This is a genomic window from Pedobacter suwonensis, from assembly GCF_044762335.1.
Classification (GTDB): Bacteria; Bacteroidota; Bacteroidia; order Sphingobacteriales; family Sphingobacteriaceae; genus Pedobacter.
The window spans coordinates 75,337-100,491 of record NZ_JBIWEB010000016.1 but is presented as its reverse complement, the minus strand read 5'-3'; the positions used below and the strand labels follow the sequence as shown (position 1 = coordinate 100,491).

At 38.5% G+C, this 25,155-nt stretch carries 20 protein-coding genes and 1 riboswitch; of the genes, 10 read left to right on the top strand and 10 right to left on the bottom strand.

Annotated features, from left to right (window positions below):
• Nucleotides 1-36: 36 nt before the first annotated feature.
• Complete coding sequence (locus tag ACIQXP_RS20210; protein WP_293744984.1) at nucleotides 37-846, top strand: phosphatidate cytidylyltransferase; 810 nt, start codon at nucleotides 37-39, stop codon at nucleotides 844-846.
• Between the two features lie 120 nt (nucleotides 847-966).
• Here ACIQXP_RS20210 and ACIQXP_RS20205 read toward each other — a convergent pair whose 3' ends face one another.
• The 3 genes from ACIQXP_RS20205 to metE all read right to left on the bottom strand — a co-directional run bounded on the left by ACIQXP_RS20205 (nucleotide 967) and on the right by metE (nucleotide 4,620).
• Nucleotides 967-1,635, bottom strand: a complete 669-nt coding sequence (locus ACIQXP_RS20205; protein ID WP_387507263.1) for a class I SAM-dependent methyltransferase — start codon at nucleotides 1,633-1,635, stop codon at nucleotides 967-969.
• 60 nt (nucleotides 1,636-1,695) lie between these two features.
• Nucleotides 1,696-2,082 carry an acyl-CoA thioesterase gene (locus ACIQXP_RS20200; RefSeq protein WP_090497417.1) on the bottom strand — a complete coding sequence of 129 codons (387 nt, stop codon included), beginning with the start codon at nucleotides 2,080-2,082 and terminating at the stop codon, nucleotides 1,696-1,698.
• 204 nt (nucleotides 2,083-2,286) lie between these two features.
• Nucleotides 2,287-4,620 carry a 5-methyltetrahydropteroyltriglutamate--homocysteine S-methyltransferase gene (gene metE / locus ACIQXP_RS20195; protein WP_387507260.1) on the bottom strand — a complete coding sequence of 778 codons (2,334 nt, stop codon included), beginning with the start codon at nucleotides 4,618-4,620 and terminating at the stop codon, nucleotides 2,287-2,289.
• Between the two features lie 192 nt (nucleotides 4,621-4,812).
• Nucleotides 4,813-5,017: riboswitch (cobalamin riboswitch) on the bottom strand.
• A gap of 126 nt (nucleotides 5,018-5,143) precedes the next feature.
• On the opposite strand from metE, the gene ACIQXP_RS20190 reads away from it, so the two are divergent.
• Entirely contained in the window at nucleotides 5,144-7,840 is a 2,697-nt protein-coding gene (locus tag ACIQXP_RS20190) for a M14 family metallopeptidase (RefSeq protein ID WP_387507258.1), read from the top strand.
• A 304-nt stretch (nucleotides 7,841-8,144) separates the two neighbouring features.
• Nucleotides 8,145-8,861, top strand: coding sequence for a DsbA family oxidoreductase (locus tag ACIQXP_RS20185; protein WP_387507255.1), 717 nt, complete (start codon nucleotides 8,145-8,147; stop codon nucleotides 8,859-8,861).
• Between the two features lie 422 nt (nucleotides 8,862-9,283).
• On the opposite strand, the gene ACIQXP_RS20180 is transcribed toward ACIQXP_RS20185, so the two are convergent.
• The 3 genes from ACIQXP_RS20180 to mfd form a co-directional block, all read right to left on the bottom strand.
• Complete coding sequence (locus ACIQXP_RS20180) at nucleotides 9,284-9,505, bottom strand: DUF3820 family protein (RefSeq protein WP_145858153.1); 222 nt, start codon at nucleotides 9,503-9,505, stop codon at nucleotides 9,284-9,286.
• A complete protein-coding gene (locus tag ACIQXP_RS20175; RefSeq protein ID WP_387507252.1) occupies nucleotides 9,506-10,642 on the bottom strand; it encodes an ATP-binding protein in 1,137 nt (378 codons plus the stop codon). It lies immediately after the preceding gene.
• 92 nt (nucleotides 10,643-10,734) lie between these two features.
• On the bottom strand, nucleotides 10,735-14,073 hold the full coding sequence (mfd, locus tag ACIQXP_RS20170; protein WP_387507249.1) for a transcription-repair coupling factor: 3,339 nt from the start codon (nucleotides 14,071-14,073) through the stop codon (nucleotides 10,735-10,737).
• Between the two features lie 230 nt (nucleotides 14,074-14,303).
• On the opposite strand from mfd, the gene ACIQXP_RS20165 reads away from it, so the two are divergent.
• The 5 genes from ACIQXP_RS20165 (at nucleotide 14,304) to ACIQXP_RS20145 (ending at nucleotide 18,611) form a co-directional block, all read left to right on the top strand.
• Nucleotides 14,304-14,606 carry a DUF2752 domain-containing protein gene (locus ACIQXP_RS20165; RefSeq protein WP_293744991.1) on the top strand — a complete coding sequence of 101 codons (303 nt, stop codon included), beginning with the start codon at nucleotides 14,304-14,306 and terminating at the stop codon, nucleotides 14,604-14,606.
• Between the two features lie 5 nt (nucleotides 14,607-14,611).
• Nucleotides 14,612-14,998, top strand: coding sequence for a TM2 domain-containing protein (locus ACIQXP_RS20160; protein ID WP_090981355.1), 387 nt, complete (start codon nucleotides 14,612-14,614; stop codon nucleotides 14,996-14,998).
• 113 nt (nucleotides 14,999-15,111) lie between these two features.
• On the top strand, nucleotides 15,112-16,209 hold the full coding sequence (locus ACIQXP_RS20155) for a Nif3-like dinuclear metal center hexameric protein (protein ID WP_387507246.1): 1,098 nt from the start codon (nucleotides 15,112-15,114) through the stop codon (nucleotides 16,207-16,209).
• On the top strand, nucleotides 16,209-16,952 hold the full coding sequence (locus ACIQXP_RS20150; RefSeq protein WP_090981351.1) for a zinc ribbon domain-containing protein: 744 nt from the start codon (nucleotides 16,209-16,211) through the stop codon (nucleotides 16,950-16,952). The genes ACIQXP_RS20155 and ACIQXP_RS20150 overlap by 1 nt, the downstream gene beginning before the upstream one ends.
• Nucleotides 16,953-17,123: 171 nt before the next feature.
• A complete protein-coding gene (locus ACIQXP_RS20145; RefSeq protein ID WP_387507243.1) occupies nucleotides 17,124-18,611 on the top strand; it encodes a tetratricopeptide repeat protein in 1,488 nt (495 codons plus the stop codon).
• On the opposite strand, the gene ACIQXP_RS20140 is transcribed toward ACIQXP_RS20145, so the two are convergent.
• The 3 genes from ACIQXP_RS20140 to ACIQXP_RS20130 all read right to left on the bottom strand — a co-directional run bounded on the left by ACIQXP_RS20140 (nucleotide 18,608) and on the right by ACIQXP_RS20130 (nucleotide 22,293).
• Complete coding sequence (locus ACIQXP_RS20140) at nucleotides 18,608-19,684, bottom strand: 3-oxoacyl-ACP synthase III family protein (protein ID WP_387507241.1); 1,077 nt, start codon at nucleotides 19,682-19,684, stop codon at nucleotides 18,608-18,610. The genes ACIQXP_RS20145 and ACIQXP_RS20140 overlap by 4 nt on opposite strands.
• 78 nt (nucleotides 19,685-19,762) lie before the next feature.
• A complete protein-coding gene (locus ACIQXP_RS20135) occupies nucleotides 19,763-20,416 on the bottom strand; it encodes a response regulator transcription factor (RefSeq protein ID WP_387507238.1) in 654 nt (217 codons plus the stop codon).
• The gene (locus ACIQXP_RS20130) at nucleotides 20,416-22,293 is read right to left on the bottom strand and encodes a sensor histidine kinase (protein ID WP_387507235.1); all 1,878 of its coding nucleotides are present in this window, start codon (nucleotides 22,291-22,293) and stop codon (nucleotides 20,416-20,418) included. Before ACIQXP_RS20130 ends, ACIQXP_RS20135 begins: the two co-directional genes overlap by 1 nt.
• Nucleotides 22,294-22,446: 153 nt before the next feature.
• Here ACIQXP_RS20130 and ACIQXP_RS20125 point away from each other — a divergent pair, with 153 nt between their 5' ends.
• A complete protein-coding gene (locus ACIQXP_RS20125) occupies nucleotides 22,447-23,343 on the top strand; it encodes a hypothetical protein (RefSeq protein WP_387507233.1) in 897 nt (298 codons plus the stop codon).
• A gap of 40 nt (nucleotides 23,344-23,383) precedes the next feature.
• Complete coding sequence (locus tag ACIQXP_RS20120; protein ID WP_387507231.1) at nucleotides 23,384-24,478, top strand: hypothetical protein; 1,095 nt, start codon at nucleotides 23,384-23,386, stop codon at nucleotides 24,476-24,478.
• Here ACIQXP_RS20120 and ACIQXP_RS20115 read toward each other — a convergent pair whose 3' ends face one another.
• The gene (locus ACIQXP_RS20115) at nucleotides 24,479-25,123 is read right to left on the bottom strand and encodes a LutC/YkgG family protein (RefSeq protein ID WP_090981337.1); all 645 of its coding nucleotides are present in this window, start codon (nucleotides 25,121-25,123) and stop codon (nucleotides 24,479-24,481) included.
• Between the last annotated feature and the right edge of the window lie 32 nt (nucleotides 25,124-25,155).

Genomic DNA, 25,155 nt, shown 5'->3' with positions numbered 1-25,155 from the left:
ATGACTTTAAACCTTATACCCTTTACCTCTACTTAAATGAAAACCAGGGCAATAACCGCTTTCTTTTTTACCATTGTGATGCTTGGCTCTATCTTATTGGGGAGTTACGCATTTACTATTTTCTATCTTATCCTGAGTGGTTTATCCTTATTTGAATTTTATAAGCTGATTAAAAATGCTGGTATCAGGCCACACCGAAACATCGGTTTAATGGCAGGATCTTTAATTTTTCTAATGGCAGCAGGTTTACATTATTTAGAATATGATGTTAAGTACCTGTTGCTCTGTATCCCACTCATTTTCTCTGTGTTTATCACTGAATTGTATAAGAAAAACAAAATTCCATTTGCCAATATCTCTTATACATTTGTTGGCTTTGTTTATGTAACCATCCCTTTCTGTTTTTTCCATGCCCTCGGTTTCTTAAAGAACTGGAATGAATATAACTTTCATTTACCGCTCGCATTTTTGTTAATGCTTTGGGCAAATGATACCGGAGCCTATCTTTTTGGCGTAAAATACGGTAAACGCAAATTGTTTGAGCGTCATTCGCCGAAGAAAAGTTGGGAAGGATTTTTCGGCGGGATGTTTACCAGCATTTTGGTCGCTTTTGGTCTGTCTTTTCTTTTTACCGAAAGCCCGTCCTGGGTTTGGATGGGTATGGCTGTATTAATTGCAGGTTTTGGAACATTGGGAGATTTAGTAGAATCGATGCTTAAACGCAGTTTAGATACTAAAGACAGTGGCGGTCTGTTGCCAGGGCACGGCGGTTTGTTAGATCGTTTTGATGGCTTATTATTGGCTGCACCGGTAGTTTATGCGTATTTGTATCTGATTTTGTATTAAAGATGTATCCATCATCTTCATTTGTAACGAGGATGAAATGAAATTCACATTTGTAATGTGGTTGCACTATAAGCGATGCAATCGCTATTCCCGCTAATTCTCGTTGCAAACGAGGGCTATTTATTTAATGGAAGCAACCATAACATGATATTCCCTTTCTACCTGTTCACCTGTTTTGCTTTTTACCTGCTCTGTTTTTTTAAAGGTATTTTTAATTTCGAAGCCAGCACTTTTCAATAATTCTTTTACTTTTTCTACTTCGTAAAGCGTAAAACCATAAGATATAAAAGGAAGGTTTTGCATAAAGCTTTTATCGGCAAAGCATAAGGCGAGGATGCCGTTTGGTTTTAAAGTGCGATTGATCTCGGCGAGGTATTCGCACGGATTTTTCCAAAAGTATATGGTATTTACTGTGAAAATCTTATCGAACTGATGATTATGGAAAGGCAGACTGTTTCCATCTGTCAGTTTAAATTGGACATTTCCCTGTGCTAAGAAAACTTGATTGTTTTTTTCAGCTTCGGCGATGATGGTAGCAGAAATATCAGCACCAAAATAGTTGATGTTTTCGGCTCGGGAAAATAACTGAGCAATGTGCCCACCGTTGCCATGGCCGATTTCTAAAACAGTTTCATTATTTTGGAGGTCTAATGCATCAATAGCAGAACTGGTCATGCCGATGTTGCTGGTATGCATCATCTCCCCTGTTTTAATGCCATGTTCGCCTTCCGGACAGCTTAGCTGTTTCGCAATGTTTTTTAATTCTTCTTCGGAATGTTGATGCTCCATTATTAAATTAAAGATTTAAACCTGATGAACTTTATAACATTTTAGCTAAAAATTATCAAATTATTTAATTACCTGAACTGGCTTTTTGTTTTCATCAATAGCTACAAACGTAAAATCGCCATGTACGGCTAATTCTCTTCCCTCAGCGTACATCTGCTCGATATAAATTTCTACGTTAACTTTTAAACTGGTATTGCCTACGTGGTTTACCTTACCAATAAGCTCTACAATGGTACCTGCTGGAATCGGCTTTTTAAAATCAATCCTGTCGCTGCTTACCGTTACCATAATCTGACGGCTAAACCGGGTTGCGGTAATAAAAGCCACTTCGTCCATCAAATGCATGGCTGTTCCGCCGAAAAGCGTATCATAATGATTAGTTGTATTTGGGAAAACGGCTTTAAAAATACTGGTTTTTGAGTTTTCTATTCTTTCTGCTAAGGTCATGGGGTAAATATATGGTGAGTAAAAAGCTTTGACAACTTTCTGATTAGAAAGTTGTCAAAGTTAAGATCAGGATAAAATGTTCCTGAGCATTTCGCAATATAGTTTACTTCAGTTATTGAAGATGAAAAGTCTTCGACAGGCTCAGACTGACAACGGGATAATATTTAACATCATCGTATTATTGCTTCGCTGGCCAAAATTAAATTAATTCACCTGAAGGTTTGCTAAAAGTACATGTTCGGTTCTTCGCATCTCTTTTGCGGCTTCAACCATTTCGATCAATGCTTTTTTGGTCTCGTCCCATCCGCGGGTTTTTAAGCCACAATCAGGATTTACCCAAAGTTGTGCAGAAGGAATAACGGCTCTTGCCTTTTTAAGCAACAGAACCATTTCTTCGCGTTTCGGAACTCTTGGAGAGTGAATATCATAAACACCTGGTCCAATTTCGTTTGGATATTTAAAATCGGCAAAAGCGTCTAATAATTCCATCTGCGAACGCGAGGTTTCGATCGTAATTACATCTGCATCCATATTAGCAATATTTTGGATGATATCGTTAAACTCCGAATAGCACATGTGCGTATGGATCTGTGTATCGTCTTTTACCCCACTTGCTGAGATTTTGAAAGCTTTCACTGCCCAGTTCAGGTAGTTTTGCCAATCTGCTTTGCGCAATGGCAATCCCTCTCTAATGGCAGGTTCATCAATCTGGATAATTTTAATTCCTGCATTTTCCAGGTCGCAAACCTCATCGCGGATAGCCAGGGCAATCTGTGTACAGGTTTCCGACCTCGGCTGATCATTCCGCACAAACGACCATTGTAAGATAGTTACAGGACCCGTTAACATGCCTTTCATGTATTTGGAGGTTAGCGACTGGGCATAGGCTGTCCATTTGATCGTCATGGGTTTTGGGCGCGAAACATCGCCAAAAATAATTGGTGGTTTTACACAGCGTGATCCGTAGCTCTGTACCCAACCATTTTTAGAAAAAGCAAAACCATCTAGCTGCTCACCAAAATATTCAACCATATCATTGCGTTCAAACTCGCCGTGAACCAAAACATCCAGACCAATTTCTTCCTGCCACTTTACCGCTTTTTCAGTTTCTTTTGCAATGAGATCATCGTATTCTTCAATATTTAACGTTCCGTTTTTAAGTTTTGCTCTCCAGCTTCTTACCTCTGCAGTTTGTGGAAACGAGCCGATAGTGGTGGTGGCATAAATGGGCAGATCAAGTTCCTGTTGTTTAATTTTTCTGATCGAAAATGGACTCAAACGTTCGGCATCCTGCTCTTTTAAGTCCAAAACCCTTTGTTTAACTGCCGGATCATGGATGATTTTAGAAACTTTACGGTTAGCAATTGCGATCTTATTTTCTTCAAGTTTTTGCAGGGTAGATGCAGGGCTTTCGTTGGTGATCAGTTTTTTTAAGGTAGCTACTTCCGCAATTTTCTGTTTTGCATAGGCCAGCCATTGTTTAATTTCTGGCGATAAATTTTTCTCATTGGTTTCATTGTCCAGATCAACCGGTGAGTGAATTAACGAACAGGATGGAGCAATCCATACTTTATCCAATCCTCTTTTGTCTACCGCATGGTTAATGATCGAAAGAGATTTCTCAAAGTCATTTTTCCAAATGTTTCTCCCGTCTACCAAGCCTAAAGAAAGAATGGTATCTTCTCTTAACGAAGCTAAAACATCGTCTAATTGATCTTCTGCACGGATTAAGTCGATATGTAAAACATTTACAGGCAATGAAGTAGTTAAAGCAAGATTGTTGCCTAAACCCTCGAAATAAGTCGCTAAAATGATCTTTAACCCAGGGAAAGCTTTTCTAATTTCCTTATAAGCATATTCATAAGCTTTTTTGTCTTTGCCGGTTAAATCTAAAGTCAAAAATGGTTCATCAAACTGAATATATTCTACATCCAGCGCTTCTAAGCGAGATAAAATCTCGATATAAACCGGAAGCAGGTTTTTAATCAGGTCTATTTTTTCAAATCCAGCCTCTTTTTCCTTACCCAATAAAAGGTAAGAAACCGGTCCAATCAGTACGGGTTTAGTATTAATTCCTAATTGTTTTGCCTCATAAAACTCGTCGATAATCTTGGTGGAAAAAAGTTTAAAAGGTTGATTTTTGTAAAATTCGGGCACAATGTAATGGTAATTGGTATCGAACCATTTGGTCATTTCCATCGCTACCACATCCAGTCCTTCTTTTTGGTAGCCTCTGGCCATCGCAAAATAAAGATCCAGTTCCTCATTTCCTTTTTTCAGGATCACTTCGTTGTACCTTTTTGGGATGGCTCCAAAAGTTAAGGAATGATCGAGTACATGGTCGTAAAAAGAAAAATCGTTTGATGGAATTACATCAATCCCGGCTTCTTTTTGAAGTTTCCAGTTTTCGTGGCGGATATTTTTGCCCACCTGCAGTACACTTTTGTACCCAGTTTTATCTGCCCAATAATTTTCGCAGATTTTCTTTAATTCCCTTTGGCTACCTATTCGCGGATAGCCTAGATTTTGCGTTAGCATCTCTCTTAAAGATTAAGTAAATAAATCATTTAAAAGCTCTTAAAGCAATATTTGTAATACTCTTTGTTAAAATTAAAGGAAAGGTTATGGCACAGCCTGCCCACTCATCAGCAAAAACTTTAAGCAAGCCTATAAAATTTAAATTTTATCGTGTACAATCAGACCTGACCAATTACTTTATAACGCGAAAGCACCGTCAATTCAACATAGGCAGGTCTCCTGACTTATTCCCGATCCTATCGCCTTCCCATACCGGTAAAGGCACAGTGGCATAAATGATAAGACCGTTGTCTTCTTGTTAAAGACAGAATTTACAGTTGCGCGACAGCTCGTGATTTGCACACGATTCCCTATTAATCCCGGTTGTATTCCGGGAACCTGTATCGGTTGATGAAAATAAAGTTAAGAACTTATATCAGGGCAAATGTATGGATTAGGATTTAAAACTTGTAACAAATTTACAGTAAGCCGTTTTTGGAAATTTTCTCTGTTATATTTGATTACCCTACTAAACTTTCAAATTATGATGAAAATCTATTTTATCAGGCTTTGTATCGCTTTTTTATTGGTAAGTAACGCTGCAGTGCTGGCACAGGAAATACCAACACCCAAATCACATTTCGGTTTTGATATTGGTGATGATTACCAATTGGCCAATTATACCCAGACAGAAGCTTACTTTAAGAAACTCGCAGCAAATTCTGACTGCATTAAGCTGGTTGATATCGGTAAAACCGAAGAAGGCAGAAGTCAATACATGCTGGTTGTTTCTTCGCCGGAAAACCTAAAGAAATTAGATCTTTATAAAGAGATTTCGCAACAGTTGGCTCATGCAGAAATTACGCCAGAGCGGGCCAAAGTTTTGGCAAAAGAAGGTAAAGCAGTGGTATGGATAGATGGCGGATTACATGCAAATGAAGTTGTTGGTACCCATCAGCTGATTCAGACGATATATGAGTTTGCTTCCAGAACAGACCCGGAAACCTTGCGTATTCTGGATAATGTGATCATCTTATTTACACATGCAAACCCAGATGGACAGGAGTTGGTGAGCAACTGGTACATGAGGGAAAAAGACCCAAAGAAAAGAACAACTTCAGGCTTGCCGGTTTTGTATGAAAAATATGCAGGACATGATAATAACCGCGATTTTTTTATGTTAAATCTTAAAGAAACAAAAAATATCGGTCGCCAGCTTTTTATAGAATGGATCCCACAGATCATGTATAACCACCATCAGGCCGGTCCGGCGGGAACGGTTCTGGCAGGTCCTCCTTACCGGGATCCGTTTAATTATGTTTTTGATCCAACCTTGTTAACCAGTTTAGATGCGGTAGGTGCGGCCATGCATAACAGGATGAACGTAGAAAATAAGCCCGGTTACACTCAACGTGGCGGATCGGTTTATTCTACCTGGTACAACGGCGGATTAAGGACAACTACCTACTTTCATAACATGATCGGACTGCTGACGGAAATTATCGGTAATCCTACTCCATCTGAAATTCCATTGGTTCCATCGCGTTTGCTGCCAAGCGGCGATTCACCAAACCCAATCACTCCGGGAAAATGGTATTTTAAAAATTCGATTGATTATTCTGTATCGTTAAACTATGCCGTTTTGAATTACGCAGCGCGATACCATGATGAGTTACTGTACAATATTTATCAGATGGGCAGAAATTCGATTGAAAGAGGTAAAAAAGACAGCTGGTCTTTCTCCCCAAAGAAGATAGAAGCCATTAACAGCGCTGCAAAAGGTGAAAAGGGCGCCGCAATGTCCGGAGGCGATGCAGGTTTTGGATCCCGGCATCAGATTAGCATGAAAGCTTTCGATACCGTTATGAAAGCGCCTGCAAACCGGGACCCACGTGGATATATCTTATCCGCAGAGCAGCCTGATTTTAATACTGCTATTAAGTTCTTGAATGCATTGATCAGAACGGGTGTTGTAGTTCAAAAAGCGACCGCTCCATTTACCGTTGCTGGGAAAAACTATCCTGCCGGAAGTTATGTGGTTAAAACCGATCAGGCTTTCCGTCCGCACGTTTTGGATATGTTCGAACCACAGGATCATCCAAATGATTTTAAATACGAAGGTGGTGCACCCATTCCGCCGTATGATGCAGCCGGATGGACTTTGGCTTATCTCATGGACGTGAAATTCGATCGCATGCTGGATGACTTTTCTGGTCCGTTTGAGAAAAATCCTTACGGGAGACTCTTACAGCCAGAAAATAAATTGCCAAATGGGTCGGGTTATGTATTAAGTGCTGCACAAAATGATTCTTATACTGCAGTTAACGATTTATTGAAAAACAAAGTTGAAGTTTACCGCTCTCCTGAAAATGGCGATTTTTATGTTTCATCAGCAGGAAAAGCAGTACTTGAAAAAGCAAACATCAAACTAAAAATTGCTGCTGCCCCTAAAAATAAAATTAAAGTTTCTACGGCTAGAATTGCCCTTTGGGATGCTTATGGTGGTTCTATGGCATCCGGCTGGGTGCGGTTTTTAATGGAACAGTACCATTATGCTGCTACTGTAATTTATCCGCAGGAGATTGATGCCGGAAATTTGAAATCTAAATTCGATGTGATCATTTTTGTGGGCGGTGCCATTCCATCGGTTCAGGGCGGAGGCAGTGGAAACAGATCTGTCGGACCAAAGTCAGATGAAATTCCACAGGAGTTTAGAAACCGTTTGGGCAGGATTAGTGCTGATCAATCCATCCCTGAATTAAAGAAGTTTTTAGAAGCCGGGGGTAACATTGTAACCATTGGGAGCAGTACCAACCTGGCTTATCACTTAAACCTACCCGTACGTAATGCAATGGTCGAAATTATAAATGGTGAAGAAAAAAGATTACCTGCTGAAAAATATTATGTTCCGGGAAGTGTTTTAAATGTTGGTGTAGATACCACCTTACCAGCCAATTGGGGCATGGAAAAAGAAGCTGATGTATATTTCGATAATAGTCCTGTTTTTAAGCTCACCGGCGATGCCATTGTGACTGGAAAGATCAAACCTTTAATGTGGTTCGAAAATACCACACCGCTGCGCAGCGGCTGGGCCTGGGGGCAGGCTTACCTGCAAGATGGTGTAACGGCCTTCGAAGCGAGGGTTGGTAAGGGTAAATTACTTGCTTTCGGGCCTGAAATTGCTTTTAGGGCACAAACACATGGTACTTTTAAGCTAATATTTAACCAGTTGTATAAATAATAACCAGTTATGGGTTAGTCTGTCACGTTGAGCTTTCTGATCGGTCTTCATTCTCCCGCAGGCGAGCATCTTAATGCAATCAGCAAACCTACCAAGACATTAAGATTCCCAATCGAGTTGGGAATGACGGTTTCTCATGGAAAGTCGATTTATTAAAATGTCCTTGTCACGTATCTGGAATTGTATAATAAATTATCCTCAGAATTGACATTCTGTGATTAATATAGAAGCCACTATCCCAAATGATAGTGGCTTTTTACTTTAGACTTACTATAGCCAACTGTAATCAGCTTAATTTTGTATTATGAAAGTAGAAATCTGGTCGGACGTAATGTGTCCGTTTTGCTATATCGGAAAAAGACATTTTGAACAGGCGATAGAAAAACTACCGTTCAAAAACGAAATTGAAGTCGATTGGAAAAGTTATCAGCTCAATCCTGAATACCATAATACGAATAACGAAACAGTATACGATTACCTTTCGAGAAGCAAGGGAATGCCCATTGAACAGGCTAAACAAATGACCAAACAGGTTGCAGATATGGCTGCAAATGCTGGTTTGAAGATGGATTTTGATACAAATATTCCTGCAAATACATTTAACGCACATCGTTTGATCCATTTGGCAGCAAAACATAATCTTCAGGATTTAGCCGAAGAGAAACTGTTTGAAGCACATTTTGTGAACAGTAAAAATATCGGCGAAACAGATGTTTTAGTTGATCTTGCAGTAGAAATAGGATTGAATAAGGACGAAGCTGTGGCCGTTTTAAATAGCGACGAGTTTGCTGAAGCTGTTCGTTATGATATTTATGAAAGTCAGAATTTAGGAATCCGCGGTGTGCCATATTTTGTTATGGACCGTAAATATGGTGTTTCTGGTGCCCAACCTGTTCAGGCTTTTACTGATGCGCTCACCCAGAGTTTTACCGAATGGAAAGCCGCTCAGCCTAAAACCACGATTACTTCATTAAATAAAAATAATGATGCGGTTTGTGATGAGAATGGTTGTGAGATATAGATTTGTTTCCTGCAGATATAAAAATCGTCATTTCGACTGAAGCGCAGTGCAATGGAGAGATTTATCTCGAGATAGATTTAGCTTCGCCGAGCCTTCGGGTTCTCGGCTTCGTTGCACTTCGCTCGAAATGCCGGTAACTGAGGGATGTTAAATCGTGAAACACTGCCAGGAGACGATCGTTTTAGGTTCTTCGATACTCCGCTACCATTAACAGAATCTCTAAAAAAGTCGTCCTTGCGAAGAGGAACGACGAAGCAATCTTTCCATGCTAATGATCCTCGCTGTAAGATTGCTTCGTCGGCTGAAAAAGCCTTCCCGCAATGACGATCCTATTAGAGGCTTATTTCCATTAAATACTTCTGTCAATCATATTGATTTTTATATCATAAATTATTCCTCAGGATGACAATGGCTCGGGAAACTTACCGTTGCTGATTCTTCAATGGCGTTAATAAATACTCCAAACCATTCACCCTGATTTCGAACATGGTAGCCATTAAATCGCCTAATTTTCCTTTCGGGAAACCCTTATCCTTATACCATAGCAAATAGCTTTCAGGAATATTGCAAATCAGGTAACCTTTATATTTTCCGTAAGGCATTTGCATTTTTACTAAATCAAGCAATAAGGAGGGATCTAACATTTATAATATAAAATCTAAATAATTTTCTTTGTTAATTACGGAAAAACTGGCTTGAGGATAGTTTTTGGCAAAAAAGCCCGGGATTTTCTTCTTTTGGTTTCCCCATTTTAAATCGGCAGCTAACATTTCTCCGTTGTTAATTTCAATAAGGTCTATTTCCTGTTGATCATAGGTTCTCCAAAAGAAATAAGTGGCACTTTGCTGTTCGTACTCCATTTTTTTAATGCGTTCGCTAAAGCAGTAGTTTTCCCATAAAATACCCTGATCGTTCCTTAAAGCTAACAACCTGAAATCATTTACGATTGCGTTCCGGATCCCATTGTCGTAAAAATACCATTTGGATGATTTCGTAACTTCTTTCCGTAAGTTATTACTATATCCACTAATTTTATAAATGATAAAAACCTTTGAGAGTAAATCAAGGTAACGATCTACCGTATTTTTGCTGATACCCAAATTACGGGAAATCTCATCAATTGAAACTTCCGATCCTACCTGATAGGCAATCAGTTTTAATAATTCCAGTAACTTAGCGCTATTTTGGATGTTCTCGTACATCAAAATATCTTTTAACAGATATGATTTAACCAGTTCTGTTAAATACTGTGCTTTTTCAGCCAATGAATTCAGGTGGAATAACTCAGGATAAGAACCAAAAATTAATCTTTCTTCCAGATTTTGAGTGGTTTGTAAAGCATTTTCCTGTTTATCCAACTCAACCTGTGCTATGGGGTAGAGATGGTAGGTTAAACTTCTTCCGGTTAAGGGTTCACCTGTTTGGTTTGACAAATCGAAAGTAGATGATCCACTTGCGATAATGGTAAGATCTTTAAAAGTATCGATGAGTAACTTTAATATTTTTCCGATTTCAGGTATAACCTGGGCTTCGTCAATAATGAGTAGCTTGGCATCACCCAAAACCCTTTTGTAATTGGCAGCTGTTCGGGTTGAAAGTAATACCTGTACATCCTGGTCTTCTCCATTTAAAGAGAGGTAGTTGATGTTCGCATCTTTGGTAATGCTTTCTACCAACCAGGTTTTACCTACCCGCCTTGTTCCGAATATTAGGATTACTTTGTTCTTACCAATTTTGTTGAGGATAATCGGCTTTAAAGCTCTAACAATTTGACTTTCCATTTAAGCCAAATATAGATAAAAACATTAATTCAGTCAATAGACTGACTCAATTAACGTTAATTCAGTCAATAGACTGACTCAATTAATGTTTTTTAATCGATCAGTTCTAAAGTTTCAATCGCTTCTTCAACGGTTTTTACATGATCAAAAGCAATTCTAAGTGTATTCTTTACTTCCTTTAAATTGCACATGCGCGGATGGTTCTGCGCAAAAGTTAAAATTTTGGTAAAGGTATTTGAGTCGAAATAAGCCGACTGTTTATCACTTAAAAAATATCCTCTTAAACTATTTTTCTTAAAACTGATTTTTTCGAATCCTAATTTTTTACCCAACCATTGTAACCGTACTACGCTGAGCATGGTTTTTACCTGCGGGGGTATAGGTCCGAAACGATCGGCCAGGTGTTTTTCGAAAACGGCTAATTCAGTTTCGTTGTCAAGCTTAGAAAGCTCGGTGTATAAATTGTAACGCTCAGTAATATTGGTAATGTAAGCATCGGGAATATATAATTCAAGATCGGTATCTACCTGTGTAAAGCCTACAAACGGACGGGCAGGTTCATTTTCGAACAGGCCTTTAAACTCAGCTTCTTTCAATTCCTGAATGGCTTCATCCAATATCTTATGGTACATTTCAAAACCGATTTCGGCGATGAATCCACTTTGCTCGGCACCCAATAAATTTCCACTTCCACGGATATCCAAATCGCGCATGGCCACATTAAAGCCACTGCCCAGATCAGAAAACTCTTCAATGGCACTTAAACGTTTCCGGGCCTCAGAAGTTAAGGTAGATAACGGAGGCGAAAGTAAATAACAGAAAGCTTTTTTGTTGCTCCGGCCTACACGGCCACGCATTTGATGCAGATCGCTCAAACCAAACATGTGTGCATGGTTGATGATGATGGTATTGGCATTTGGAATATCCAAACCTGCTTCAATAATAGTTGTGGCTACCAAAACATCTTTTTCTCCGTTAATAAAATCAAGCATTACATCTTCCAAAGCATCTCCATCTAATTGGCCATGCGCAATACCAATCCTTGCTTTTGGAACCAATTTCTGGATTAACCCACCCAATTGCATCAGGTCATTTACCCGGTTATGGATAAAGAATACCTGTCCGCCGCGATCCAGTTCAAACTGCACGGCTTCCTGGATTAATTTATCATTAAAAACATGCAATTCGGTGCTAACGGGCTGCCGGTTCGGCGGTGGTGTACTTATAATAGATAAATCCCTTGCCCCCATTAAAGAAAAATGCAATGTTCTCGGAATTGGTGTTGCGGTTAGTGTTAAAGTATCAACATTTACACGTACCGCTTTTAAACGCTCTTTTGCCGTAACGCCAAACTTCTGCTCTTCGTCAATAATCATGATGCCGAGATCCTTAAACTTAACATCCTTGCTCAGTAAACGATGTGTTCCGATGAGGATGTCAACTTTGCCAGCAGCAGCTTCGGCCAGGGTATCTTTAATCTGCTTATTGGTTTTAAAACGGTTGATATAATCGACCGTAACCGGGAAATCTTTTAAACGGGAAGAGAAGGTTTTAAAATGTTGTAAAGCTAAAATGGTTGTTGGCACCAGAACAGCAGCCTGTTTACCCTCCGCTACGGCCTTGAATGCAGCACGTACGGCAATTTCTGTCTTTCCAAAGCCAACATCACCACACACCAAACGGTCCATTGGATGTGGCGATTCCATATCCTTTTTCACGTCCTGGGTGGCTTTTAACTGATCGGGGGTATCTTCATAAATAAAAGAAGCCTCTAATTCCGTCTGTAAATAACTATCTGGAGAGAATGCTGTTCCGGCCTGGGTTTTGCGCAAGGCGTAAAGCTTGATCAAATCCCGTGCGATATCTTTAACTTTTTTTTTAGTGGTTTTTTTTAACTTATCCCAGGCATCGGTACCCAGCTTATTCATTTTAGGAACGCCGCTTTCCTTACCGCTGTACTTGGCAATCCGGTTTAGGGAGTTGATGTTGACGTAAAGCAGGTCGTTATCGGCATAAACTAAACGGATCATTTCCTGGGTTTTGCCATTTACCTCCACTTTTTCGAGCCCGGCATATTTTCCGATACCGTGATCGATATGGGTAACATAATCACCTGATTTTAGTTCCCTCAAATCTTTTAGGGTAATGGCCTGACTTTTCTGATAACCCTTTTTAAGCTTGTATTTGTAGTAACGGTCGAAAATCTGGTGATCCGTGTAAAATGCCGTTTGGATCTGCGGATCAACAAAACCCTCGCGCAGCATGCTGTTGATTGGTGTAAACTTGGCCGTTTTGTCAATATCTTCTAAAATGGCATATAAACGCTCAATCTGCTTAGGCGAATCGGTAAAAATAAAATTAACGATTCCAGCCTTTTCATTTTCCTTAAGGTTGTAAATCAGCAGATTGAAATCTTTATTAAATGATGGTTGTGGCTTGGTTTCGAATTCAAAACGATTATCTGTTTTATAGAAAAACTGTTTCCCGAATTCTACCAAAGGGAAATCCTGAAGGTGATCGCCTAATAACTTTTCATCCGTAAAGGCAAATTTAGGATCGATCCACTCCGGGTTTTGACTTTTATCTGCCGCTGGCAAGGCTTTCCAAAGTTCAACAGCCTTTTTAAAACCGGCTTTAACAATATCCAGGGTAAATTCTACGTCTTTAAACCAGAGTTGCGTGTCCTGATCGATATAATCGAGAATACTGATGTTACTTTCGGTTAAAAACTTTGCCTGAACATTTGGAACAATGGTAAGCGATTTAACTTCGGTAACCGACAGCTGGCTTTCAATTTCAAAACTTCTGATACTTTCTACTTCGTCACCAAAAAACTCGATGCGATAAGGAAGATCAGATGAGAAGGAGAAAATATCTACAATGCCACCACGGATGGAAAACTGTCCGGGTTCGTAAACAAAATCTCTTCTGTCAAAATCATAATCAATTAGAAATTCATTGATAAAATCGATGCCCAGTTTGGCGCCCAAACTGATTTCTAAAGTGTTTTTTTCAAGCGCAGAGCGATCTATCACCTTTTCGGCAATGGCTTCAGGATAGGAAACTACAATTTTTCCGTATTCTGAATCATGATTCAGCTCGTTCAATACTTCCGCACGGGCCAGCACGTTAGCGGTATCTACCTGGGTGAAATCGAAAGATTTTCGGTACGATGAAGGAAATAGTAAAACCTGTTTATCCAATACACTTTCAAGGTCAGATTGAAAATAAGCGGCTTCTTCCCTATCAGGCAAAACGAACAGAAGGGGCTTATGTAACAGGAAATAAGAAGAAAGTGCAACAATAGCATCAGCCGAACCCACCAATCCCTTTAATTGTATCTTTGGGTTTTTGCTGCTGTTCAACGCTTTGGTAAATTGAGTTACCCTATCGTCGGTTTTGTATCTGTTTATTAAATCGCGAATGTTCAAGGCACAAAAATAAGCTTATCTTTTAATATTAACCCGCAATTTGTGTAAAGGTTTTTTTAACTATTTTTGGCAGGGTTGTGATAGAATAATCAGATTTGTGAAAAAACGAAAACTTATTCTTAGATGGGAACGTTCGTTTGGTCGAAATATATCCCCCTTTCGTCGATTAAGGGCAAATCGGTGTAACAAAGGTAGTTCTATAGCCTCTAAATGTTATAAAAAGTGAAACAATGAAGTACATTAAAAGCTTTCCACTGGAACTTTTTTTCTGGTTAACAGCTTTAATATTACTGGCAACGGCGGATAGCCACCAACATCATTTTACACTTTGTCCTTTAGCCAATTTGGGCTTTGCGGATTGGTGTCCGGGGTGTGGCATAGGCAGGTCAATCAGTCATATTTTGCATGGCGAGTTTACCGAAAGCTTTTCCGAACATTGGTTTGGTTTTCCGGCACTTTTAATTATAATTTATAGAATTTGCACATTGATAAGGAACAAAAAGAAGTTTACAGTTTTAACCACAAATACATAGAAACCATGGATATATTTCAATCACCTCTAATGTCGTTACCAGGTATAACACCAGAGGAATACTCATATTTACAACAAGCCACTACCGGTTTAACTGAAGAGCAGTTACGTAATTTCCTGATGGTTTACAGCAGCAAAAGAAAAAACCCATCAGATATGTTGATTTTTTGTTTAATCGGATTGTTTGCTGTTCCAGGCTTGCAAAGGTTTATCATAGGCCAGATCGGTATGGGTATTTTGTACCTTTTAACTGCCGGTTTATGCTTTATCGGTTCGATTATCGATGTGGTAAACCACAAAACACTTGCTTTTGAATATAACCAGAAAATGGTTTTCGAAAGCTTACAGATGGTAAGAATGGGAGGTGGATTCCAACAAGCGGGAAAATTCTAAGATAATTAATCTCAATACTTAGGTCCGTATCCAAATAAATTGGATGCGGACTTTTTGTTAAACGAACTTTCATGACAGGAAAAAGAAAACGATGAAATTTCTATATTTATCGAATGAAATTAGCTGAAATTACCAATTATTTAGAAAGCATCGCCCCGCTTAATTGTCAGGAAGACTATGATAACTCCGGTTTAATTGTGGGGGATCCAAATATGGAAATCCACGCTGCTTTGGTGGCTTTGGATTGTGTAGAGAAAATTGTAGATGAAGCCATTTCGACAGGATGCAATTTGATTATTACCCATCACCCGATAGTTTTTAAAGGACTAAAAAAGCTTAATGGTAAAAACTATGTAGAGCGTGTGGTTTTAAAGGCAATCAGGAATAATATTGCGCTATATGCTATTCATACCAATTTAGACAGTATTCATACAGGTGTAAATGCCAGGATTTGTGAACGTTTAGGTTTAACAGGTACCAAAGTACTTTTGCCAAAAGCAGGGCTGTTAAAAAAATTGGTTACCTATTGTCCACAGGCCCAGGCGGAGCAACTGCGGTCGGCATTGTTTTATGCTGGTGGAGGTACCATTGGTAATTACAGCGAATGCAGTTTCAACGTTGATGGTTTTGGCACATTCAAGGGAAATGAAGATTCCGACCCTTTTGTTGGTGAAAAAGGTGTTCGCCACCGGGAGGCCGAAATAAGGATCGAAATGGTTTACCCTACCCAGGCTGAACGAAAAATCCTCATTGCTTTGTTTGAAAACCATCCATACGAGGAAGTGGCCTATGACATTTATAAACTCGAAAATAAACATCAGCTGGTGGGTTCGGGAATGGTAGGCTGGCTGGAATACGATATGGATGCTTATGATTTTCTGCATTTGGTGAAAGATAGGATGCAGGCTAAAGTGGTTAGGCATACAGAAGTAATTGGCAAAAGGATTAAGAAAGTTGCGGTTTGCGGAGGTTCGGGAAGCTTCCTGTTAAAAGAAGCCATAGCTGCCGGGGCAGATGCATTTATTACCGCAGATTTTAAATACCACGAGTTTTTTGACGCGGAAGAAAAATTGATCATTGCAGACATCGGACACTTTGAAACTGAACAATTTACCTCAAATTTATTGCTTGAAATTATTCAGAAAAAATTTACTAACTTTGCAATCCGTTTAACGGAGCAAAATACAAACCCCATAAATTACTTGTTTTAATGGAACAAACCGTAGAACAAAAGCTAAAAGCTTTATACGAATTACAAAATATCCACACGAAAATTGATAAAATCCGCCAGGTACGTGGCGAATTACCAATGGAAGTTGCCGACCTTGAGGATGACGTTCTAGGACTAGAAACTAGAATTGCAAAAATTAAAGGTGAGCTTGATGATCTTGAAGATTCGATCGTAACGCGTAAAAATACAATCAAAGATGCGCAGGCTGCCATCAAAAGATATGATTCTCAATTAAAAGAAGTTAAAAATAACCGTGAATACGATGCTTTAACCAAAGAAATTGAGATTCAGGGTTTAGATATCCAGGTTTCTGAAAAGAAAATTAAAGAACATGGTTTTGAAATCACTTCAAAAACTGAAATCTATGAAGCTGCTAAAGCCGAATTAGATGGAAGAAAAAAAGATTTGGAAGCTAAAAAAGCAGAACTAGATGTAATTACTGCCGAAACTGAAAAAGAGGAGCAGGATTTACAAAAGAAAGCAGATAAAGCGGAACCTCAAATCGAAGAACGCTTATTGGTTGCTTATAAACGTTTACGCAAAAATGCGGTGAATGGTTTAGCTGTAGTAACCATTGATCGCGATTCTTGTTCCGGATGTTTTAACCAGATTCCACCACAACGCCAGTTAGATATTCGCCAACGTAAAAAAATTATCGTTTGCGAACACTGTGGTCGTATTTTGGTTGATGAAGCGCTAACACACGAAGTAGCAGAGGCTTAAGCTAAATAATAAAAGTATTTGAACGTCGCGATTTAATCGGGACGTTTTTTGTTTATGGCTATTTTCTTGGCCTTACTCAAAACAAGAATATGATTTTATCGTTTAGTGTAGATATTTGTTTGAATGTGAGCGATTGCTGCAGCATAGAACCAAACCGAAATAGAATCCCTGATGAATAAAAATTTCCGTTTTTCCGTAACGTCTCTCCTGCTCCTCTCCCCTTTGTTTTCACTTGCAAATTTCGATTTTAATAGCAACTGCTTAAATGCTTATAAAAGCATATTCGAATTGAAGTTGGGCAATGCGAGGGCTTATATTTCTACCGAAAAAAAGCAGCATCCCAATAATTCCATTATTCCACTTCTGGAAAATTATGTTGATTATTTTACCGTACTTACTTCAGAAAGCAAGGCTGATTTTGACCGTTTGAAAGGAAATAAATCTAAACGTTTGGATCAAATAAGCGATGATGATAAAAATTCGCCTTACTACCTTTATGCGCAGGCAGAAATCAATTTGCAATGGGCGCTCATCCGAGGCCGTTTTGGTGAATATTTTAATGCCGCCATGGAAGTTAAAAGAGCAAACAATCTGTTACAGGATAATAATAAGAAGTTTCCAAATTTTCACCTGAACTTAAAAGGTTTGGGATTGATTAACGCAGTATTAGGCAATCTTCCAGATGGGGCTTTAAAAACAGCACTTTCAACATTCGGCATTAAGGGAAACCTGCAGAGTGGATTGAATATGTTCGAAAAATTGGCTGATAACCTGCCAAAATCATCTTACGAACCTTTTTATGAAGAAGTGGTGTTTTATTATGCCTACGTTTTAACCGATGTGGCGCATAGCCCGCAGGCATATGCCAAAACCATGAGGTACACCGAACGGATTGCCGATACCAGTTTGTTAAAAAGTTATCTGCAGAGTTATGTTTGCATTAAAAACGGGCATAGTGAAGAAGCAATTTCTATTTTAGCAAGACGACCAGAGGGAGGTGTTTATCAGCCTTTTCCTTGTCTGGATTATTTGGAAGGAATTGCACATTTAAATAAACTTGATCTTACTGCGGGCACCTATTTTAACCGGTTTTTGCAGACTACAAAGGGTGTAAACTTTGTTAAAGATGCTTATCTTCATCTGGGATGGATTGCGCTTATGAAAGGAGATAAAGGAACATATGCGGCATTTGCCTCCAAGGCCATTAAAAATGGCTACACTTATATGGAAAAGGATAAGCAGGCTAAAGCAGAGGCTTCGGCAGCAGTACCGAACATTGATCTGTTAAAAGCCAGACTGTTGTTTGATGGCGGTTATTTAAACAGGGCCTTACAGGTAATTGATAGCAAGAAGGCAACAGATTACACCAGCGATAGAGATAGAACAGAACTCCATTACCGTTTAGGTAGAATTTACGATGATTTAGGGAAAGATGATCTGGCCTTAACCGCCTATCAGGAAACGATTGATGAAGGGAGAAACCTGAAATATTATTTTGCGGCCAACGCTGCTGTACAAATGGGTAAGATTTATGAGAGAAGGAAAAATATAGCGAAAGCAAAAGAGGCTTTCAATACTGCGATTGCCATGAAAAACCATGAGTTTGAAAGCAGTATTGAAAACCAGGCGAGGGCTGGGTTAAAGCGGTTAGGCAATTAGAAGCGGTATATAAAAGCATTAATGTGCATGCCCGCCCCTACTGAAGCAAATACGGCTATATCACCAGGCTTAACATTATAGTCTTTAACTTGTCCTTTTAATACCAGGTCTAATAAAGTTGGTACTGTGGCAACAGAACTGTTTCCTAACCACGAAATCGTCATCGGAACTAAGTTTTCTGGTACGGTATCTTTTCCATAAAGTTTGAACAAACGTTTCATGATCGCAGCGTCCATTTTGCCATTGGCCTGGTGCACAAATACAATATTGATATCATCAACACTTAAACCTGCTTTGTCGATAGCTTTTTTGATTACCTGGGGAACCTGGATTACCGCAAATTCGTATAGCTTGCGTCCGTTCATTTTCAGGTAGAAGTTTCCGCTGGTCTCATCAGGATTAGATCCTTTACCCATGGTGAGCAAATTACTATGATGAAGTGCATGCGTTTCTGTCTTGTGGGCCAATATTCCTCTTTTTTTGGCTACTTCTTCTGCTTCAAATATCACGGCTCCGGCGCCATCCGAAAAGATCATACTGTCACGGTCATGCGGATCAATAATACGGCTCAGCGTTTCTGCACCAATAACCATAACCCGTTTGGCATCTCCGCTTTTAATATAATAATCAGCCTGTATTGCACCCTGAATCCATCCTGGACAACCAAAAATGATATCGTAAGCAACGCAGTCTGGATTTTGAATACCAAGTCGTTGTTTTACCTTTGAGGCTAAAGATGGCAGAACGTCAGTGCGGTTACTGCCCAAAGGGATGTCTCCAAAATTATGGCAGAATATAATATAATCTAAGGATTCTTTATCAATACCTGCATTTTCAATGGCATTTTCTGCTGCTTTTGCGCCGATGTGATGACTTAACTGATCAGGACAAGCGTAACGACGCTCCACAATTTCTGTGATTTCTGAAAATTTATGAATAATTTCAGAATTTTCTTTTTCAAGTACATTTCCATTCTCAAAAAATGTGGAGTTCAAGAATTCATTACCTGAAATAATATTTTGTGGAATATAACTCCCAGTACCGGTTATTACCGTATTTATTGCTTTGCTCATAATTATAATACCACATACTAAAACGGTATGTAGTATAAAAATACCATTTATCTTCGGTAATTGAAAATAAATAAAAATTTAGCGTAGCTTATTCTCAAGCGCAAACTTTAATAACCCTGCTTTTCCGGTTACATTTAGCTTCTGTGCCATATTCTTGCGGTGGGTGTCAACCGTGTTCAACGCTATAAATAGTTTTTCGGCAATCTGTTGTGAGGAATAATCTTCGCTTATCAGTTTTAGTATTTCCATTTCACGGGCTGTTAAGTTGTGGCTTTTTTGAAAATGATCACCATCGTTAAATACGGATGAAGTAAGGGCATCAGGTTTCGCTTTTTGAAAGTATTTTTTGCCCTGATGTATACCCGTTATTATTTCAAACAGCGTTTCTGCATTGGTATCCTTTTGTACAAATGCTTTTACACCTATATTCTCAAGCTTAGCTGATAGTTTGCTTGTATAATACATGGACAATGCCATTATTTTCACAGAAGGAAACAGCTGAGTTACTTTTTCGGCAGCAATTTCACCATCCAGAACGGGCATGTTTAAGTCGAGGATTAAAACATCTGGCAGCTGGTGATTGAGCAGGTGCAAAATTTCTTTTCCATTTGCGGCCATTCCGATTACCTTAAAATTTGATTGTCCGGAAAGGATTGCAGATAGGCCTTGCGCAAAAAGTTTATGATCATCTGCAATCATAATTGTTATGGGGCGTTGTTGTATTATGTCCATTATTTTAGCGGAATATCAATTGCTGTAGTTGTGCCGTTTTGATTACTATCGATCTGGATTTTTCCGTTAAGATAATTTACCCTTGATAGAATATTTTGGATGCCTAAGCCCTTTTTATCAACATCGGGATTGAAGCCAATGCCGTTATCTTCTGCCATAATACTAATGCGGTCGGTAAATGATAAAATCTGTATGGTTGCCTTTGAGGCAAAAGAATGCCTGACGATGTTATTAACCAGTTCATTAACTATACGGTATATGGTAATCTCAATGCCCCTATCAATAGGGTTTTCTACCTGAAAAACAAATTCAAACGCAATTTTACCAGAATGGTTCAAAGTTTTAAAATGTTCATTTAAGGTTTCAATCAGGCCAAATTGTTCAAAGTTTTTTGGCATCAGGTTATGCGATATTTCTCTTAAGTCTGCGCAGGCCTTTTCGATCATGTCAATGGTTTGATCGTAAAATATGCGTTCATTTTCGGCAAGTTTTAAAACCTTGTGTTGAAAAGCAGTAATATTTAACTTGATGATGGACAGTGTTCCGCCCAGGTCGTCATGTAAATCGCGGGCCAACCGCGTTCTTTCATCTTCTTGAGCATTGAAAATACCATCTGCCAGATCAACCTGGTGCCTGCTTTTTTCTTCGAGTAAGATTTCTTTTTCTTTTTTAAGGAAGTTATAGCGTTGTGTTAGTGCAAATGAAAGAAAAATGATTTCTGCCGTTAACCCTACTACTAAGCCATTTGGCTTTAATAAATTAAAGTTGGTCAGCCCTAAGGTATTAAAAACATAGTTAAACACGCCAAACAACAACATCACGGTTGCAATAAAATAATACCAACCCAACTTGTAGCCTGCTCTGATTCTTTCTATTACACAGATAATTATAATAATTACTGTAAGTAGCGCAAGTAAATTGTTGATGTAAAATACCGTTTTTTCTAAAAGAATAAATGATTTAAAGAACATAAATACCGGAATGATGAACATGGCCCAGCAGAATCTTTTATAATAGTTTGTAAAACGGTATAACTTACTGTTTGTGCTGTTTTGATTCACAAACAGCTGCATCACCTGAATTAAAAGGCCACAGCTTAATGATGCCATCATTAACCGCATATAATCCTGTAAACCGGGCAAATTTGGATAAAACCATTGGAAAGCCAGCCCTTCTTCTTCTAGGATAAAAATTAGTGTGCAAAAAATATAAATCGCATAGTATAAATGGATATTATCCCTGAGCGAAGCAAAAAGCAAAAGGTTAAAGATCACTGCAAAAACAAAAATGCCAGTATAAAATCCAAATAAAGTGTGCTGCGGAATTTCTGCCTGTATAATATCAACGTCGCGTCCGATAGACATCGGCATGTACATATTCTGTCCGCGTTTATCTGCCCATAAATAAAACGTAGATTTTTCGTGAGGCGAAAGCACCATTGGGTAGATAAAGCTTCTGTTGCGGTAAGGACGTTGTTTAAAAGGAAAATGATCGCCGGTTAAGCCTAGCGGATAAACCTTTCCCTGCTGATCTGCTTTAAACAACTGGAGCTGGTTAATGCTGGAACTCTGTTCCTTAAACATCAGGTGCACAGATTGATTTAAGGTGTTTTCGATATCAAAAGCGATCCAGTAATAAGATTGGGTATAACCTTTACTAAAGACTTTTCCCGGTGTTAACGGGATGAGTTTGCCTGCCTCCTTATATTTTACAATCGAATCGATGCTCAGGTTTAATTTTTTGTCCTCAAAGAAATACCCGTGTTTGCTGATATTGAATTTTTTAGCCGTATCGATTAAAATGGGGTTACCCTGCTGGGCAAAGCAAATACGAAGTGCAATTAGAAAAAATAGGAATAAGAAGAAAACTTTATCCATTGATGAGAGAATTAGCCGATACATTCAATATTGTATAAATATAGTATATAAAGCAGATATTAAATATACCGAGTAGAGGGTATATAAATCACATAATCAACAGGTTAATTTTACGCTAAATAAATTTTATTCACAATCTAAATTAACTCAATTATGAAAAATTTAATGTTTCTTTCACTATTAGCTTTATCATTTGTCAAGGTATACAGTCAAACCAATGCTCAGGGAACCAATCTTATCGGACAATCTTATGTAACAAAAGCAAGTGTATTGGTGAAGGTATATGACCCAATCAAAAAGGAGGTAAAAGATTTATCTTTTATGCTTAACGATGATATAAAATTTTATATATACGACATTGCTGATAATGGATATATTATTTCGATCTGGGATTTTAAAGCTGATACTGCCAAACTAAATTTTTATAAATCTTTAGATGGAAAAAAGGTAGGAGATAACCTGAATGCACAATCAGACGAATATTATAAAATGAGTAAAGCCCAATTAGGTATAGAAAATACTAGTAATACTGATATTTTAAGCAAGTTTAAGGATCTTGCTTATGTAGATCTTTGGGCTAACAATACCCAATTTTTTATCTCTTTAAAAGATTTTAATAATAAATGTGAATTTATTTACCCACACAAGCGAGGTTTTACATGGGGCTTTTTAACGCTACCGATAAAGGCACGCTTTGGCAATAAAAAAGCACCATTTACTTTCGAAGAAAAAATTAATTTTGGTATATCGGCAGGTATCAAATGGCAACATGTTAATACAGTATATTCTGCTAGTAATTTGTTGGGTGGAATATCTGCTGGTGCTGTAAAGTTAGACAAGGATAATTCCGCATCTGCAATCTCTCTGTCTGCAGGTTACATGTATCAGTATGATAAGTTTCAGATTGGGGTATTTACGGGACTTGATTTTATTGACAAATCTAGAGGTGCTGATTGGGCTTATCAGGGCAAGCCATGGCTTGGTTTTGCCATTGGATTTAGCTTGTTTGGAGAAAGTAAAACATCAGTCTCTAACGATCAAACGCAATAATTAAAGCAATCGGTATTACGATTAATTAACAACTGCTCTTATGAAAAATACTTTATTGTCAATATTTTTAATGCTTTTAGTAGCTAAAGCATCTTTTTCGCAAGAATCTGAAAAACCATTGCATCGTGCCGGGATCGTTGTTGATCAAGATTACTTCCTAAAATTCGTAAAGCCATCTTATGCTACGGATAGAAACTACACTATGGGACTGGGCCTAATTTATCAGGATAAAAGACTCGGCGGATCATGGGTTTTCGCTCCGCATAGATTTATAGCGAAAACACTGTTTGGCAAAATGCTTAAAGAATATGATGTCTACGATGCAACCATAATGTTGGCAAACACCACGTTTACGCCGGAGTATTTAGGTAATTTGCATGATCCTGTACATGAATTTAAACGTAAGAATGATCGGCCATTTGCCAGCCTAAATATTATTGGTACGGGGTTGGGTTTGCAGGATGATGGCGGTAATGAGTCAATGACTTTAGGCATTAATGTTGGTGCCATTGGATTAAATGTTTCCAAAGCAGTACAAACAACGATTCACAGCGATCACTGGTTCGGAAATACTGCTGATATTCCTTACGGGTGGGAAGGCCAGATCTCGAAAGGAGGAGAACTTACGCTATTGATTACCGGCAAGAAGGATTGGTTACTTATCGGAAAAGGTAACCGTGATGACCGTGGTTTTTTTCAATTGAGTACCAATGCTGAAGTACGTCTAGGCTATTATGTAAGTACAGGTTTAGGTTTTAATGCAAGGTTAGGTTTGCTTGATAAGAAAAACTGGGCTATAAATACTCTGCCAATGGCTAACATAACAAGCTTTACAAGTGAAAATAAAAATTTGAAAGAGGTATATCTCCTGGCAGGTATTAAAGGTAATGGTTGGCTTTACAACGCCTTACTAATGGGGCAGTTTAGAGATAGTCCTTATACTATAAGTTTTAAACAACTAAATAAGGCCACTCTTGATTGGAATTTAGGTTTTGGCACGAAAATACCAACCTGTGGACAAAAAGCAATAAGATTATCCGCAATGGCTGTTGGACGGTCGCCTGAATTTAATACTGTAGGCGAGTTTACCCGTTGGCATACATGGGTAAGCCTCCAGGCTTATTACGAGTGGTAATTAACTAAAATCATCAATCAGAAATACAAAAAGCTCCTTAGGACCATGTGCGCCTAAAACCAACGTTTTTTCGATATCTGCTGTTCTGCTTGGACCTGTAATATTACTGATCATGGATGGAATTTGGCTGCCATATTTGTTTTTCAATAACAGAAAGGCATCTTTAAGATCTAAAACCAACTGACTGGTCTTAGCAATCACTATATGATGGTGCGGAAAGATGCTGAGCCTTCGTCCTGCAGCGCCCTGGTTAGTTACCATTACGCTTCCATTACGGGCAATTAAGGCTTCGCAAAGGGTAATACCTACTTCAGCCTGCTCAAAATCCTTATCGGTTTGGTAAAACGGAAATTCGTATTTGCTTAAAAACTGCTGTAATTCGGGTTCCCAGCAGTATATTTTTCGCCATTTAAACTTATCAGCCAGATGCAGCATATTTTCAAAAAAGTCGATCCCGTCTTCGCAGAAGATAAAGTTACCGGATATTGCCGTAAGCTGTTCGGCAAATAATATCTCAAGCTCATCTGTATTTGTTTTATACAATGGACTTTCTTCTAAATTAGGATAGGGATTTTCGCGCTTCTCTAATAGTGCTTTCCTTATCTTTTTCAGTATTTGTTCTTTCGCAGTCGTATTATCCTTCATTATAAAAAAAAAGCTACCCTGATGGTTAAACC

Bases quoted from the DNA above. Each gene is read 5' to 3' on its own strand.
- ACIQXP_RS20210 (WP_293744984.1), top strand. From the start codon at position 37: ATGAAAACCAGGGCAATAACCGCTTTCTTTTTTACCATTGTGATGCTT.
- ACIQXP_RS20205 (WP_387507263.1), bottom strand. From the start codon at position 1,635: ATGGAGCATCAACATTCCGAAGAAGAATTAAAAAACATTGCGAAACAG.
- ACIQXP_RS20200 (WP_090497417.1), bottom strand. From the start codon at position 2,082: ATGACCTTAGCAGAAAGAATAGAAAACTCAAAAACCAGTATTTTTAAA.
- metE (WP_387507260.1), bottom strand. From the start codon at position 4,620: ATGCTAACGCAAAATCTAGGCTATCCGCGAATAGGTAGCCAAAGGGAA.
- ACIQXP_RS20190 (WP_387507258.1), top strand. From the start codon at position 5,144: ATGATGAAAATCTATTTTATCAGGCTTTGTATCGCTTTTTTATTGGTA.
- ACIQXP_RS20185 (WP_387507255.1), top strand. From the start codon at position 8,145: ATGAAAGTAGAAATCTGGTCGGACGTAATGTGTCCGTTTTGCTATATC.
- ACIQXP_RS20180 (WP_145858153.1), bottom strand. From the start codon at position 9,505: ATGTTAGATCCCTCCTTATTGCTTGATTTAGTAAAAATGCAAATGCCT.
- ACIQXP_RS20175 (WP_387507252.1), bottom strand. From the start codon at position 10,642: ATGGAAAGTCAAATTGTTAGAGCTTTAAAGCCGATTATCCTCAACAAA.
- ACIQXP_RS20165 (WP_293744991.1), top strand. From the start codon at position 14,304: ATGAAGTACATTAAAAGCTTTCCACTGGAACTTTTTTTCTGGTTAACA.
- ACIQXP_RS20160 (WP_090981355.1), top strand. From the start codon at position 14,612: ATGGATATATTTCAATCACCTCTAATGTCGTTACCAGGTATAACACCA.
- ACIQXP_RS20155 (WP_387507246.1), top strand. From the start codon at position 15,112: ATGAAATTAGCTGAAATTACCAATTATTTAGAAAGCATCGCCCCGCTT.
- ACIQXP_RS20150 (WP_090981351.1), top strand. From the start codon at position 16,209: ATGGAACAAACCGTAGAACAAAAGCTAAAAGCTTTATACGAATTACAA.
- ACIQXP_RS20145 (WP_387507243.1), top strand. From the start codon at position 17,124: ATGAATAAAAATTTCCGTTTTTCCGTAACGTCTCTCCTGCTCCTCTCC.
- ACIQXP_RS20140 (WP_387507241.1), bottom strand. From the start codon at position 19,684: ATGAGCAAAGCAATAAATACGGTAATAACCGGTACTGGGAGTTATATT.
- ACIQXP_RS20135 (WP_387507238.1), bottom strand. From the start codon at position 20,416: ATGGACATAATACAACAACGCCCCATAACAATTATGATTGCAGATGAT.
- ACIQXP_RS20130 (WP_387507235.1), bottom strand. From the start codon at position 22,293: ATGGATAAAGTTTTCTTCTTATTCCTATTTTTTCTAATTGCACTTCGT.
- ACIQXP_RS20125 (WP_387507233.1), top strand. From the start codon at position 22,447: ATGAAAAATTTAATGTTTCTTTCACTATTAGCTTTATCATTTGTCAAG.
- ACIQXP_RS20120 (WP_387507231.1), top strand. From the start codon at position 23,384: ATGAAAAATACTTTATTGTCAATATTTTTAATGCTTTTAGTAGCTAAA.
- ACIQXP_RS20115 (WP_090981337.1), bottom strand. From the start codon at position 25,123: ATGAAGGATAATACGACTGCGAAAGAACAAATACTGAAAAAGATAAGG.